This is a genomic window from Flagellimonas maritima, assembly GCF_003269425.1.
Lineage (GTDB): Bacteria > Bacteroidota > Bacteroidia > Flavobacteriales > Flavobacteriaceae > Flagellimonas > Flagellimonas maritima.
Genome location: NZ_CP030104.1, coordinates 2,663,865 through 2,678,439, shown reverse-complemented (window position 1 = coordinate 2,678,439; position 14,575 = coordinate 2,663,865). Strand labels below are relative to the sequence as shown.

13 protein-coding genes are annotated in these 14,575 nt (G+C 37.0%); 10 read left to right on the top strand and 3 right to left on the bottom strand.

Translation table 11 applies throughout. The annotated features are described in order from the left end of the window. Positions 1 to 2,625, bottom strand: coding sequence for a valine--tRNA ligase (locus tag HME9304_RS11815; protein ID WP_112378795.1), 2,625 nt, complete (start codon positions 2,623 to 2,625; stop codon positions 1 to 3). Between the two features lie 196 nt (positions 2,626 to 2,821). On the opposite strand from HME9304_RS11815, the gene HME9304_RS11810 reads away from it, so the two are divergent. After that, on the top strand, positions 2,822 to 3,208 hold the full coding sequence (locus HME9304_RS11810; protein WP_112379807.1) for a DUF1573 domain-containing protein: 387 nt from the start codon (positions 2,822 to 2,824) through the stop codon (positions 3,206 to 3,208). A 55-nt stretch (positions 3,209 to 3,263) separates the two neighbouring features. On the opposite strand, the gene HME9304_RS11805 is transcribed toward HME9304_RS11810, so the two are convergent. Further along, positions 3,264 to 4,595, bottom strand: a complete 1,332-nt coding sequence (locus tag HME9304_RS11805; RefSeq protein ID WP_313789975.1) for an aspartyl protease family protein — start codon at positions 4,593 to 4,595, stop codon at positions 3,264 to 3,266. Positions 4,596 to 4,744: 149 nt separating this feature from the next. Between HME9304_RS11805 and HME9304_RS11800 the strand changes: the two genes are divergently transcribed. The 9 genes from HME9304_RS11800 (at position 4,745) to HME9304_RS11760 (ending at position 13,546) form a co-directional block, all read left to right on the top strand. Next, the gene (locus HME9304_RS11800) at positions 4,745 to 5,935 is read left to right on the top strand and encodes a pyridoxal phosphate-dependent aminotransferase (RefSeq protein ID WP_112378793.1); all 1,191 of its coding nucleotides are present in this window, start codon (positions 4,745 to 4,747) and stop codon (positions 5,933 to 5,935) included. After that, positions 5,935 to 6,951, top strand: a complete 1,017-nt coding sequence (murB, locus tag HME9304_RS11795; RefSeq protein WP_112378792.1) for a UDP-N-acetylmuramate dehydrogenase — start codon at positions 5,935 to 5,937, stop codon at positions 6,949 to 6,951. Before HME9304_RS11800 ends, murB begins: the two co-directional genes overlap by 1 nt. A gap of 196 nt (positions 6,952 to 7,147) precedes the next feature. Beyond that, positions 7,148 to 7,714: an RNA polymerase sigma factor gene (locus HME9304_RS11790; protein ID WP_112378791.1), complete on the top strand. Its 567-nt coding sequence runs from the start codon at positions 7,148 to 7,150 to the stop codon at positions 7,712 to 7,714. Beyond that, on the top strand, positions 7,711 to 8,469 hold the full coding sequence (locus HME9304_RS11785) for an anti-sigma factor (protein WP_112378790.1): 759 nt from the start codon (positions 7,711 to 7,713) through the stop codon (positions 8,467 to 8,469). The genes HME9304_RS11790 and HME9304_RS11785 overlap by 4 nt, the downstream gene beginning before the upstream one ends. 75 nt (positions 8,470 to 8,544) lie before the next feature. Then, positions 8,545 to 8,754 carry a membrane or secreted protein gene (locus HME9304_RS11780; RefSeq protein ID WP_112378789.1) on the top strand — a complete coding sequence of 70 codons (210 nt, stop codon included), beginning with the start codon at positions 8,545 to 8,547 and terminating at the stop codon, positions 8,752 to 8,754. 35 nt (positions 8,755 to 8,789) lie between these two features. Further along, positions 8,790 to 9,350 carry an RNA polymerase sigma factor gene (locus HME9304_RS11775; RefSeq protein WP_112378788.1) on the top strand — a complete coding sequence of 187 codons (561 nt, stop codon included), beginning with the start codon at positions 8,790 to 8,792 and terminating at the stop codon, positions 9,348 to 9,350. A 63-nt stretch (positions 9,351 to 9,413) separates the two neighbouring features. Then, positions 9,414 to 10,289 (top strand): lipoyl synthase, encoded by an 876-nt coding sequence (gene lipA, locus HME9304_RS11770; protein WP_112378787.1) that lies wholly within the window; start codon positions 9,414 to 9,416, stop codon positions 10,287 to 10,289. A gap of 27 nt (positions 10,290 to 10,316) precedes the next feature. Continuing rightward, positions 10,317 to 11,327, top strand: a complete 1,011-nt coding sequence (gene gap / locus HME9304_RS11765; protein ID WP_112378786.1) for a type I glyceraldehyde-3-phosphate dehydrogenase — start codon at positions 10,317 to 10,319, stop codon at positions 11,325 to 11,327. A 44-nt stretch (positions 11,328 to 11,371) separates the two neighbouring features. Then, complete coding sequence (locus tag HME9304_RS11760) at positions 11,372 to 13,546, top strand: hybrid sensor histidine kinase/response regulator (protein ID WP_112378785.1); 2,175 nt, start codon at positions 11,372 to 11,374, stop codon at positions 13,544 to 13,546. Here HME9304_RS11760 and lpxK read toward each other — a convergent pair. Then, positions 13,543 to 14,538: a tetraacyldisaccharide 4'-kinase gene (gene lpxK, locus HME9304_RS11755; RefSeq protein WP_112379806.1), complete on the bottom strand. Its 996-nt coding sequence runs from the start codon at positions 14,536 to 14,538 to the stop codon at positions 13,543 to 13,545. The two genes, HME9304_RS11760 and lpxK, sit on opposite strands and share 4 nt — an antisense overlap. Positions 14,539 to 14,575 lie beyond the last annotated feature (37 nt).

Genomic DNA, 14,575 nt, shown 5'->3' with positions numbered 1-14,575 from the left:
TCATGATAAACTAGCCAAACTCTTTTCCAAGGTTTCAATTTTAGCTTCAGCGTCATCTGCTTTCTTCTTTTCGGTAGCTACTACCTGTTCTGGGGCATTATTTACAAAACGTTCATTGGCCAATTTCTTTTGGACCGATTTTAAAAAACCTCTGGTATAGTTCAGCTCTTCTGTAATTTTTTTTATCTCTTCCCCAATATTTATGGCACTTGCTATTGGAATGAAATATTCGTTGCTCTTTACCCTAAAGCTCAAAGCTCCGTCCAAACTGTTTTCAATTGTTCTCAATGTAGAGATATTACCTAATTTGGTGATGATAGGATTCATTGAAGCATTCACGCCTTCGTTGTTTAAGACCGATAGTTCTAGGGTTTCTTTTTGAGGAACGTTTTTATCCTTTCGAATGTTACGGATACCAGATACTATATCAGCCGCAAAATTGAATTCATCAATCAACTTGGAATCAACTTTTGCGGTTTTTGGCCAGTTGGAAACAATAAGTGCCTCCTCTGGTGTTCTTTTGCTAATATGCTGCCAAACTTCCTCAGTTAAAAATGGCATGAAGGGATGTAATAACTTAAGGTTTTGTTCAAACAAATGAATCACTGCATCAAATGTAGTTTCGTCCACTGGTTGTTGGTATGCAGGTTTCACTATTTCCAATAGCCAAGAACAAAAATCGTCCCAGACCAATTTGTATGTTGCCATTAATGCATCTGAAATTCGATATTTGGAAAAGTGGTCCTCTATTTCGATAAGAATTTGGTTGAATTTGGCAGTATACCAATCTATACCAATTTTGGATGCTTCTGGTTGTGGTAAATCAGCAACTTCCCATCCTTTTACCAATCTAAAGGCATTCCAAATCTTATTGGAGAAGTTTTTCCCTTGTTGGCAAAGTGATTCATCGAACATTAAATCATTGCCAGCTGCAGAACTCAATAAAAGCCCAACACGAACTCCATCAGCTCCAAAATTTTCAATCAATTTCAATGCATCTGGTGAATTGCCCAATTGCTTGGACATTTTTCGGCGCTGTTTATCCCTTACCAATCCCGTTAAATATACATTTTTAAAAGGTGGCTTTTCACGGTACTCGTACCCTGCAACAATCATTCTGGCGACCCAAAAGAAAAGGATGTCCGGGCCAGTTACCAAATCACTTGTAGGATAATAATAATTTACCTCATCATTCTCTGGTTCTAAAATACCTCCAAAAACGCTTATGGGCCATAACCATGATGAAAACCAAGTATCCAATACATCTGGGTCTTGCCGTAAATCCGATTCTTGAATTTTAGGATTTTTGGATCTTGCCTTCTCGAGAGCTTCGCTTTTTGTTTCAGCTACTACAAAATCCTCCTTACCATCGCCATAATAGTATGCCGGAATCTGTTGTCCCCACCATAACTGACGGGATATGTTCCAATCGCGAATGTTCTCCATCCAATGACGGTAGGTGTTTTCAAATTTTTTGGGATATAATTTTACGTCGCCCGTTTTCAGAACACTGTTCAAAGCGGGTTTGGCCAAATCTTCCATCTTAAGAAACCACTGATCCGAAAGTCTGGGTTCAATTACCGCTTTGGTGCGTTCTGAGGTACCTACTTTATTTAAGTGCTGTTCTGTTTTTACCAAATATCCTTTGTCCTCAAGCTCTTTTGAGATTTCTTTTCGGACTATGAACCTGTCTTTTCCCTGATAGTGTAGCCCATAAGAATTGAGTGTAGCATCTTCATTAAAAATATCCACTACATCCAAACCATGCTTATCTCCTAAATTCTTGTCATTTTCATCATGTGCAGGAGTTACTTTAAGACAACCCGTTCCAAATTCAATATCGACATAGTCATCTTCGATTATGGGTATAATACGGTTACAAATGGGTACTATTGCCTTTTTACCTTTTAAATGGTGGTATCTATCATCATTTGGATTAATGCAAATAGCGGTATCCCCTAAAATTGTCTCAGGTCTGGTAGTGGCGATGGTTACTTTTTCATTCGATCCTTCAATGTCATAGACCAAGTAATACAATGTCCCTTGTCTTTCTTCATAAACCACTTCTTCATCTGACAGGGTCGTTTTGGCTTCTGGGTCCCAATTGACCATTCGATATCCTCTATAAATCAGGCCTTTTTCATATAAATCGACAAAAACTTTCAGTACCGAGGCTGACATATCGTCATCCATAGTGAATTTGGTCCTGTTCCAGTCACAGGAACAACCCAGTTTCTTCAATTGCTGAAGAATTACACCCCCATATTCATTGGTCCAGTCCCAAGCGTGTTTCATAAATTCCGACCTGGATAAATCTTCTTTAGAAATGCCTTCATCTTTGAGCTTAGCAACAACTTTGGCCTCTGTAGCAATTGATGCGTGGTCCATACCGGGCACCCAACATGCATTTTTGCCCAAAAGCCTTGCTCTGCGAATGAGTACATCTTGTATGGTATTGTTGAGCATATGGCCCATATGCAATATACCTGTCACATTTGGTGGTGGTATAACTATAGTGTATGGTTCTCTGTTATCTGGTTTTGAACTAAAAAAATTATTCTTCATCCAGTAATAATACCACTGTTCTTCTACGTTACTGGGGTTATATTTTGATGGAATTTCCATTTTTTCGGTATAGTTTTTGTATAAAGGGTATCAGAATTGATTTTTTGAAAAGGACTAGCAATTTAAATTAACGTAACACCTTATGCAAAAACAATTCTGAAATACGAAACAAAAATAAGTAACGTTATTACATAACAAAAGAATTTTGGAAGGAGGTGTGAAAACATTTACTTTTGAAATTCACCCAAAACTAGAAATGATGAAAAAAACTGTACTCATGTTGTTCGTTGGATTTCTCTCGTTAGGAATCTACGCTCAGGAAACAGCAAAGATTGAATTTAAAAGTGAAACCGTTGATTACGGCGAAATAGAAAAAGGCAGTGATGGTGTTCGAGTCTTTGAGTTCACCAATACTGGAAGTGTTCCATTGGTAATCAGTGATGTTAAATCAAGCTGCGGATGTACAATTCCAAAAAAGCCCGAAGGTCCAATTTTACCTGGTAAAACTGGTGAAATTCAAGTGAAGTATGATACAAAAAGGGTTGGACCTATCAGAAAAGCGATAACGGTAACATCCAATGCCGATACTCCTACAAAAATCCTTAAAATAAAAGGAACCGTTAAAGGAGAAGGAGCCAAATAATAAGTGAAACAAGATGCAAGAGCCTTTCCAGTAATTATGGAAAGGCTTTTTTTATTTAAAATACTTTCTTAAGCACAAAAGAGAACAACAAATCCCTGTTGTAACGTTCTATTAAGACGCGTATTCGCTTTCCTTCCTTATCGTTCAGCATCTTTAATACTTCTTGGAGTTTATACTGATGAACCCGTTTACCGTTCACTGCCAGTATTACATCACCTTCCAGTAAGCCGGCTTCTGCGGCAGGGCTTCCCGCCCTTATACCAGAAACAATGATTTCTGGAACAAGGCTCAATCTTGTTTTGTTTTCCAGCAAAATCTGTACATTACCGAAAGAAGCATCGTCATTCCTTACTATACCGTTTGAATCTGCAAGGCTCTCGGCAATATATCTGAGTCCGTTGTGTTGTAGTTCTATACCTGCAAGATTATATTGGAACGGTGCTTTAAAATTTCCATTCTTTTTTAGTGTGAGCTGATTTCGTGAATAGTCAAAGATTATATTAAATCTTTTTAAGATCTCTCCACCCACGCTTCCATTACGGTCGCCAAAATTCTTAATATGTCCAAAAGATTTGCGATATGGGAAAGCTGCTTTGGCATCCTTGAGTTCAAAATCCCCAATCTTTATACCGTTCACTTTGGTACGTTTACCAAAAATATCGCCACTTAACCCTCTTCCCAAATAATCTTCGTAGTGTTTTTCCGGTATATCCAACCCTTTCTCAGGTTCGTGAAAGAGCCAGAGTGCATCACTACTCCCTGTATCTACGAGTAATTTAACAGGAACATCGTCCGAATCACTCATTAAAACAATGCCTTCTACATATGCCTTCCTTTTTTCTATGGACATGCGAAGTGTTTGGGATTTTGTCTTGGGATTTGAATCATAAAGTGCAGGATTGTGCAATTTTATATTTTTCCCATGATAATTGACCTCAACAATAAAATCTCTAAATAGGTCGTATCCTAAGATTCCATGAACAGGTATACCCAAAGAAGTGGAGAAATTGATGCCTTTATCCAAAACCACATAAAGATCTTGATTATAATTTTTGGCTTTTCCCAATGTAAATTTATTTCCTTTGGAACTAAGAGCTTTCATGGGTTCTCCATCTCCCAAACCCCTTATGGTTACTTCGGTAACGTTATTGATTGGTACAGAATCCCTATCGGAAAGATTAAACAATATTGGTTTGCTCACCCCAGAATCCAGTACAAAAGTAAGCTCTACCCCATTAACTTGTAAAGGAACTAATATGAGGTTATTGATCAGTTCAAATTTGATCTTTTGAAATTTTTGGTGCTTTGGCAATTTGTATCCTTGGGCAACTACCAAAAAGGGGAACAGTACCAAAAGAAGCATGGATATGTGTAGGTTTTTTTTCAATTTGCTTACTTATAACTGGTTATACCTATTCAATATACAAAATAATATGAACCCTAACGTTAATTTAACATTACGGCAACCATGGAAATAATGGCATAATCAGTTGTTTTCAAGTATAGGTTTTATCATTTTTGCTAAAATTTCAACACATGCCAAGTATATCTGAAAAAGGGACGCATATGCCAGCTTCACCAATACGAAAATTGGTTCCTTATGCTGAAGATGCTAAAAAAAGAGGCACTCATGTAATTCATCTAAATATTGGTCAACCAGATATAAAGACTCCAAAGTTGGCCTTGGATGCGGTAAGAAACCACAACATTGAAGTTCTTGCCTACAGCATGACCGAAGGTTCGGAAACATACAGAAAAAAATTAGCTGATTATTATGCCAAAAATGATATCAATGTTTCTTCTTCAGACATTATAGTTACCACTGGAGGCTCTGAAGCACTTTCCTTTGTAATGGGAACAATTATGGATGCCGATGATGAAATCATAATCCCAGAACCATTTTATGCCAACTATAATGGTTTTGCAACTGCTCTAGGTGTACGTGTGGTTCCTATTGTTTCTACTATCGAAAACAATTTTGCATTGCCTCCTATAGCCGATTTTGAAAAATTGATATCACCTAAGACCAAGGCTATCCTAATTTGCAATCCCGGGAATCCTACGGGCTACTTGTACAGTAAGGAAGAGATAAAACAATTAGCGGAATTGGTCAAAAAACACGACATTTTTCTGGTAGCGGATGAAGTCTACAGGGAATTCGCCTATGATGGACGTAAGCATTACTCCATTTTACAAGAGCCAGGTTTGGAACAACACGCAATCATTGTCGATTCGGTATCAAAAAGATATAGCATGTGCGGGGCCCGTATCGGTTGCCTGGTATCTAAAAATAAAAACGTAGTGGGAACTGCCCTAAAATTTGCACAGGCACGCCTTTCCCCTCCCACTTTTGCACAAATAGCCAGCGAAGCCGCCCTAGAGACCCCGCAGGAGTACTTTGATGATGTTATTGAAGAGTATGTTGAAAGAAGAAATATTTTGGTTTCGGAACTCCAAAAACTGGAAGGCGTTAAAGTAGCTGTTCCGCAAGGCGCATTTTATTGTATTGTTGAATTGCCCGTTTCAAATTCGGATGATTTTGCGCAATGGCTTCTTGAAAAGTTTGAAATGGACGGAAAAACCGTAATGGTTGCGCCAGCAGCAGGTTTTTATGCTACTGAAGGACTCGGCAAAAATCAAATTAGGATAGCCTATGTTCTTGAAAGAGAACAACTTGTGACTGCAGTAAAACTGTTGGGAATCGCATTGAAAACCTATAAAGCTTAGTGAATATAAAGGAAAACATATCCCTTAAGCCCTACAATACTTTTGGTATTGATGTAATAGCACGTTTTTTTATAGAGATAATTGGTCTGGCACAATTACAGAAAGTACTTGAGCTGGAAGCGTATCCAAAAAAGTTCATTATAAGTGGTGGAAGCAATATGTTGCTCACAAAAGATATTGATGCCCTTGTTCTGTACATAAATTTAAAAGGCATATCTATTATTGAAGAAACCAATGATGATGTAATCATAAAGGTTATGGCCGGTGAAAATTGGCATGAACTGGTATTATGGAGTTTGGAAAATGGTTACGGCGGATTGGAGAACCTTTCGCTAATTCCCGGTAACACAGGAACTGCGCCCATACAAAATATAGGTGCTTATGGAGTTGAGCTCAGAGATGTATTTCAAAGTTGTACAGCAATGGAAATAGAAAGTGGGGAATTGATTGCTTTCGACAAAGATGAATGTAAGTTTGGTTACAGGGATTCCATTTTTAAAAATGAAGCAAAAGACAAGTACATCATTACTTCCGTAAGCTTTAAATTGACCAAGCAGAACCATAAATTGAATACCGGTTATGGTGCTATTGAGGAAGAACTGAAAAAACAAGGAGTAATTTATCCCACTATCCATGATATATCCAGGGCCGTAATAACCATTCGCCAAAGTAAGCTACCAGACCCAAAAGAAATCGGTAATAGTGGCAGTTTCTTTAAAAATCCAATCGTTTCAAAGAAAATTTTTGAAAAATTGAAAAGAGATAATCCAAATATCCCTTTTTACGAGATTTCCGAAGATGAATATAAAATACCTGCAGGTTGGTTAATTGAACAATGTGGTTTTAAAGGCAAGCGATTTGGAGAAACAGGGATTCATGAGAAACAGGCACTGGTACTCGTAAATTATGGAAATGCAAGTGGTGAGGAAGTATTTGAACTGGCACAAAAGATTCAAAAAGAGGTAAAAGAAAAATTTAAGATAACCATCAACGCAGAAGTAAATATCATAAAATAACCCCTGCATCAAGTAGATAACAGGGGTCGTACCAAACCAAACTAACCAAAAATTTTAAATTAATATTGTCGCTTTGCTACTGTAATTACCGCTAACACATAATCCTTTTTCTAACTTAGCGTTGTTGTAGTACATACGATATAAAAGTTGTTTTAGATTTTAAGCCCCGTAAAATCTTACCTTAATAACCCCATGAATGAGTACACTAATTGAAAAACATATTGTTTCACTACTTGCGGAAAAGGATGAAAAAGCGATATCCCTTCTATATGACCATTATGGAGACACGCTTTATGGAGTAGCATTTAAAGTGGTAAGAAATAGCGACCTTGCACAAGACGTATTGCAGGAAAGTTTCATTAAAATCTGGAAAAAAGCTGATTCTTACGATGCATCCAAAGCAAAGCTTTTTACCTGGCTGTTTCGTATCATAAGAAACACGGCGATAGATAAGCTAAGAAGTATTAACAATAAATCTGACAAAGAAGTCCAGATAGATGTTTCAGACGTATATAATTTAGGAGTAAGCGCAATAAGACCAGAGTTGATGGACGTTCAAGAAAATCTGGAGAAAATAGAACCTAAATATCAAATTGTTTTAGAAGCGCTATTTTTTCAGGGGATGACCCAACAAGAAGCAAGCGAAGAATTGGACATTCCTTTGGGAACCGTTAAATCGAGATTGAAAATTGGCCTAAGGGAACTCGGGAAAATTTATGGAACATCAATGACTTTGTTACTTTTAATACTATTACTGTTATGAAAGAAAAAATACAAAAATTCTTGGATACCGATATATTGGAAAAGTATTTATTGGGTGATTCTACAAAAGAAGAAACCCTTAAAGCAGAAAGGTATATTGCCATGTATCCCCAAGTTCGCGATGATTATAACGAGTTACAGAATAACTTGGAAACTTTTGCGAAAATGTATGCAAGAAAAACTCCTGAAGGTCTCAAGCAAATTATACTGCAAAGTGCTAAAAAAGAGCGGATAGTAAAAAGAAAGCTGTTCCGTTATGTTATTGCCGCCAGTATAGCGATAATGATTTTTGCAGGGTCCTCAGTTTTCTTTTGGAATCAAAATAAAGCGTTACAAGAAGAAAATACATTGGTTTCCAATAAAATGAAGAACCTTGAAGAAGTTATGAAGACTCAATTGGAGGATGTGAGGAACCAATTTATCGTTCTTAACAATCCTGATACAAAAAAATATACATTAAGAGGGAAAAAGGAAGCAAAGGACCTTAAGGCCGTAGCTTACATAAATCCTGTTAAAAAATTATCCTATATCAATGTGAGCAATCTCCCTGAACTTCCAGAAAATAAATGTTTTCAGATGTGGGCAGAAGTCAATGGCGAATTGGTCAATCTCGGCGTTATAAAGGAATGGGATGATAAAAACAAGCTTTTACCTTTACCCTATGCTGAAAATGCAATAGGCTACATCACCATTGAGCCCGAAGGAGGAAACTCATCCCCTACGGTCAAGAATATTGTTGCCAACATTTCTTATTAAAACCCTAAGACCAAAGTATCATTAAACTCCAATACCTTTAGGCAAGATATTCGTAACTTTGCCCAAAATCTGGATATGAAATTAGTATTATTGACCATAGGCATTCTTGCCGTCGCTTTTGCGGGCATAGCAATAAAAATATGGTCCAAAAAGGATGGTGAATTTTCAGGTACTTGCGCAAGTCAAAATCCATACCTCAACAAAGATGGTGAAGCCTGTGGATATTGCGGAAAGCTACCAGCCGAACAAGATTGTAAAAAAGACACTGTACCAGATCTACAATAAACTTTTTTTAACTTCTTTCTAGTAAAATCAAGTATTTGAGCAAAACGGAGGACTCCATTCAGGAAATTATTAAAAAAGCAAAAGATGGAAATCAAATTGCTTTTAGCAATCTCTTAGATACCTTTTGGAATGAAGTTTATGGCTTTCAAATTAAAAGGACAAAAAATGAAAATGATGCCGAGGATATAACTATCAGAACATTTTCAAAAGCATTTGATAAAATACACTCCTACGACGATTCATACGAATTTAAGACTTGGCTTATTACCATCTCAAAAAATCTTCACGTTGACCTAATTCGTAAAAGAAAAAGAAATCTTTTGAATGAGATTTCCAGTCATGGAGATATTGTTAAAAAAGTTTTGGACGAAACCCCCTCTGCTGAAGACCAACTTATCATAGAGCAGAACCTTGCCAATCTTTTGCAGGATATTAAAAAACTAAAGCCCCATTATCAAAAAGTAATTAATTTAAGATACTTTAATGAACTGAGCTACGCTGAAATTGCAAAGAAACTCAACGAACCCCTTAACAATGTCAAAGTAAAATTGTTACGGGCGAAAAAGCTTCTTTCAGAGATTATTAAAGAAAAGTGATTTCTTCCACTCTCCGAATGTTTCCTCAAGTGTTTTGTATCTTTGTAAATCAAACTTCTTTTTATGAGCACAGCTGTTATAGACAACGTTCTTCCTCCAAAAGGAAAACCAAAATGGCTTAGGGTAAAACTTCCGACAGGAAAAAAATATACACAACTAAGAGGTCTTGTTGACAAATATGATTTGCATACCATTTGCACGTCTGGCAGTTGTCCCAATATGGGTGAATGTTGGGGCGAAGGGACAGCTACGTTCATGATTCTGGGGAATCTATGTACACGTTCCTGTGGCTTTTGTGGCGTTAAAACGGGAAGACCGGAAAGCGTAGACTGGGCAGAACCTGAGAAGGTTGCGCGTTCTATAAAAATCATGGATATAAAGCATGCCGTGGTTACTTCGGTCGACAGGGATGATTTAAAAGATATGGGTTCCATTATTTGGGCCGAAACCGTAAAGGCCATTCGCAGGATGAACCCTGAAACTACGCTAGAAACACTAATCCCTGATTTTCAAGGAATTGAAACCCATTTGGATAGGATTATCCAAGTTGCTCCAGAGGTGATTTCACATAATATGGAAACTGTAAAAAGACTTACAAGGGAAGTTCGTATACAAGCTAAATACGAAAGAAGTTTAGGTGTCCTTGAATATCTCAAAAAAAATGGTGCAAATCGTACCAAATCGGGAATTATGCTCGGTCTAGGCGAGCTGGAAGAAGAGGTCATAAAAACTATGGAGGATTTACGTAGTGTAGGTGTGGACGTAATCACTATTGGACAGTACTTGCAACCCTCTAAAAAACACTTACCAGTAAAGGAGTTTATCTTGCCGGAGCAATTTAAAAATTATGAGGAACTTGGATTAAAAATGGGCTTTAGGCATGTGGAAAGTGGTGCTTTGGTTCGTTCTTCATATAAAGCGCACAAACACATTCACTAGCAATAACCAATCTTTTAATTCTATTCCATGAAACAAGTCAATATTGGCATAAATGGTTTCGGGCGTATTGGAAGAACTTTATTTCGATTGCTTCAAGCGCATGATTGTATAAATGTTGTTGCAATAAACGATTTAAGTGATGCCAAAACCTTGGCGCATCTCCTAAAATACGACAGCATACATGGAACTTCCCATGATGATATTCGCTCGAACGAGAGTAAAATTATCGTCAATAGTAAAGAAATTACCATAACAAATTTTGATAAACCTCAATTTATAGATTGGGGCATACACAATGTTGATATTGTTGTAGAAGCTTCTGGCAAGTTCAAAACAAAAGCTTCATTGGAACATCATTTAAAGAACGGTGCAAAAAAAGTCATATTATCCGTACCACCCGAGGATGACACCATTAAAATGGTTGTAATTGGCGTAAATGAAGCCATTATCGGTCCAGAAGACCACATCGTATCCAACGCATCATGTACAACCAATAATGCAGCGCCCATGATCAAGGTAATCGATGAACTTTGTGGCATTGAGCAAGCCTATATTACCACAATACATTCCTACACGTCCGATCAAAGTTTACATGATAGGCCACATAAAGATTTAAGAAGATCTAGAGCCGCGGGGCAATCCATTATACCTACAACCACTGGGGCTGCAAAAGCGCTGACAAAAGTATTTCCGCAATTGGCAGACGTTATTGGTGGCTGTGGCATACGGGTTCCAGTACCAAATGGCTCATTAACGGACATTACCTTCAATGTTAAAGAAGTAATTTCCATTGAGGAAATAAACCATACCTTTAAATATTACGCCAATAATGAGCTTAAAAACGTACTTTGCTATACTGAAGATCCTATTGTTTCTATTGATATAAACAATAGTTGTTACTCTTGTACGTTTGATTCTTTAATGACCTCCGTTATTGGAAGAATGGTGAAAATAATAGGATGGTACGATAATGAAACTGGATATTGTTCCAGAATTGTTGATTTAATAGCATTACTTATAAAGAAAAACTACGTTTGACTTCGAGCTCAATATATAAGAATATTTATAGTATAATATTGGTTATGCTCTATCTTTTTGTGCCCATCAATCTTTGTTACGGACAGAAAGACATCAGCTCAGCAGCAAAAGTACAGTCCATTTTTGACAACTTTACTACGTACCGCCACCAAAACAAAGTTGACAAAGCTCTAGAAACCTTGGATCAAGCAGCAGAAATAGCTGAAAATAACGAAGACGCCAAGCTTTTGTTGGATACCTATCACCAATATGCAAGACTTTTTTTGGAAGAAGAAAATCGTGAGACCACTATGTTCTATTGGGATAGAGCAAGTATCCTTTTAAAGGGCCTATCCTATTCTTATGGTCAAGCTTTTCACCTTTATATGGAAGCTGCCATAAGGTTTGATGAAGGAAACAACTTTCAAGCATTGAAACTGTTGGAAGAATCAAGAAAGTTGAGCAACAACAGAAACCTGAGCAACAATATACTTTTGCTGGAAGCATATATTTTTACCAATATCACAAATTATGAAGATGCCATTAAGAATTTGCATGCCCTCATCGTTAACTCTGATGATAAAGAGAGGGCATATCTAGCGACAAAGGCAAATCTACAGCTGGCAAAAATAAGCACAGATCTCAACGATTTGGAGGAAGGCATTATACACTCTAAAGCGGCACTTGAACTTGCTGAAAAACATAGCTTTTTTAAGCAAATAAAAATGGCCAATGAGATGTTATCCATTATTTATGAAAAAACAGCCAGCTATGATGAATCATTACGGTACAAGAAAGCACTTGGTAGAATCAAGGACTCCATTTTCAATATTGAAAAAGCAAAATTAGAAGCAAATACGGCAGAGGACATTAGGTTTGAACACCAAATGAACGAAATAAACAAGCTTACTGCCAAAAATGAAGAGCTGAGTGAATCCAAAAACCGTTCTGAAATTACGGCTATTCTTACATCCGCTTTTTTAACGATAATATCATTGTTGGCAGTTTCCCTTTTTAGGAATAATCAAATCAAGCTAAAAACAAACGATCTCCTCTACACAAAGAACAAAGAGCTTGAGTTGGCAAGGGACTCCGCGGTTTCCGCTATGCAGGCAAAGACAAATTTTTTATCCACGGTTACCCATGAACTACGAACTCCGTTATATGCCGTAACGGGTCTGACACACTTATTGCTTGAGGAAAACCCTGCTGAACATCAAAAAGATCATCTGAGATCTTTAAAATTTTCCGGAGATTATTTGCTGAACTTCATCAACGATATTCTTCAAATAAATAAAATTGATGCGGAGAAATTGGAACCTTTGAACATCGAGTTCAAACTACATAAAGTAATTGCAGATGTGGTAGATTCCCTACAACAAAATGCGCACGAAAAAAACACAACCCTTATTCTGGATTATGATCCCCAGATTCCACAACATCTTTTGGGAGACCCCATTAAAATATCCCAAATATTTATGAACCTTGTTGGAAACGCATTGAAATTCACCTCCAAAGGCAAAGTAGAAGTCATTGCAAAACTCCTCAATAAAAATGAGGATGAAGTAAAACTTTATTTTGAAGTAAAGGATAACGGAATAGGAATTTCAGAAGATCAGCAACAAAACATTTTTGACAGTTTTGAACAAGGCTCCGTTCAGATTAACCGGGAATATGGCGGAACTGGTTTGGGACTAACTATTGTAAAAAGTCTTTTGGGACTTTTTAACAGCAAAATTCATCTAGAGAGTGAACTTGGGCATGGAAGTTCCTTCTTTTTTGAAATGGACCTAAAATGTGATACAAATGCCATAGACCAAGTTACTTTTGAACTAAGTGCGGAGGAATTTGAATTTAAGGGATTGCATATTCTTATAGTTGAGGACAATAAAATAAACCAGGTTATCACAAAAAAGATGCTGACCAAAAAAGAAATTACCTGTGATATCGCCAACAACGGTAATGAAGCGATAGATATGGCAAAGGCAAATGACTACGATGCTATTTTAATGGACATACACATGCCGGGAATAAGTGGTGAAGAGGCCACACGCCAAATACGCAGGTTTGATCAAGATATACCCATTATTGCACTAACGGCAATATCATTGGACGATAGCCTAGAGAGTTTTTATGAGGCAGGATGCAACGATGTGGTTACAAAACCATTTAAACCAGAAGTTTTTTATCAAAAAATAGGTGAAAACATTTTTAAGAGAAGAATGGAAGGAACGGTCTAAATCAGTTCTATCATCGTTCGCCTTAGAGTCTCGTAATCATCTTCATTAAAACTATGGGCTATTTCCAAATAAAATACATTGCTCAATTTGCTCTCTAATCTTGTAAAATCTTTCTCCGTAGTAAGTACGATTTTGAAATCCTTGAATTTTTCAATCTCCTGATCGGAAAAATAATGATGGTCACCATATCTAAAATGTTGAAAATCTATTCCAAGATTTTTAAGGTGGGAAACCAATGGTTCCGGTGAAGCTATCCCTGTGACCAAAGCGGTATTCACGCCCTTTATATCTGAAGGTGCTAAACTGCTGTTGGGATTTTTAAAAACATCATTATAGACCAAACTGCAAAACAATACTTTTTGAGTGGGATTAGGTTTCAGTTTTTGTGAAACTTCCGTCTTTTTTTCAAGCGACAATCCTTCAGGACATTTGGTAACAATAATCATTTCCGCTCGCCCAGCTTCCAGTTTGCTATCCCTTAAATCTCCCGTTGGCAAATACCAATCATCAACGTATAAATTATTATATGTAGTTAACAGGATAGAATATTTTGGTTTTACTTTTCTATGCTGAAAAGCATCATCCAGAAGAATTACATCAGGTTTTACCCGTTTTTCAAGCTCTACAATTCCATTTCTTCTGTCAGCATCGACCGCAACAAAAATATCAGGAAATTTTTTGTGAAGCTGATACGGTTCATCACCCAAGTCCGTGACACTGGATTCTGGGGATGCAAGCAAAAAACCACTCGACTTACGTTTATATCCCCTACTTAAAACCGCAACGGTTCTACCTTCGTATAACCTAATCAAATACTCTATCATTGGTGTTTTACCAGTTCCGCCTACGCTTAGGTTACCAACACAAACAATAGGTGTTTTATAAGAAATAGACTTAAAAAAACCATTATCGTAAAGAAAGTTTCTAATTAAAACTACCAGAGCATAAATGAGTGAAAATGGAAACGCTATTCTACGGAGAAATTGCTGCATAAAGCGAAAATATAATATTTTATCTTTAGCATATTTA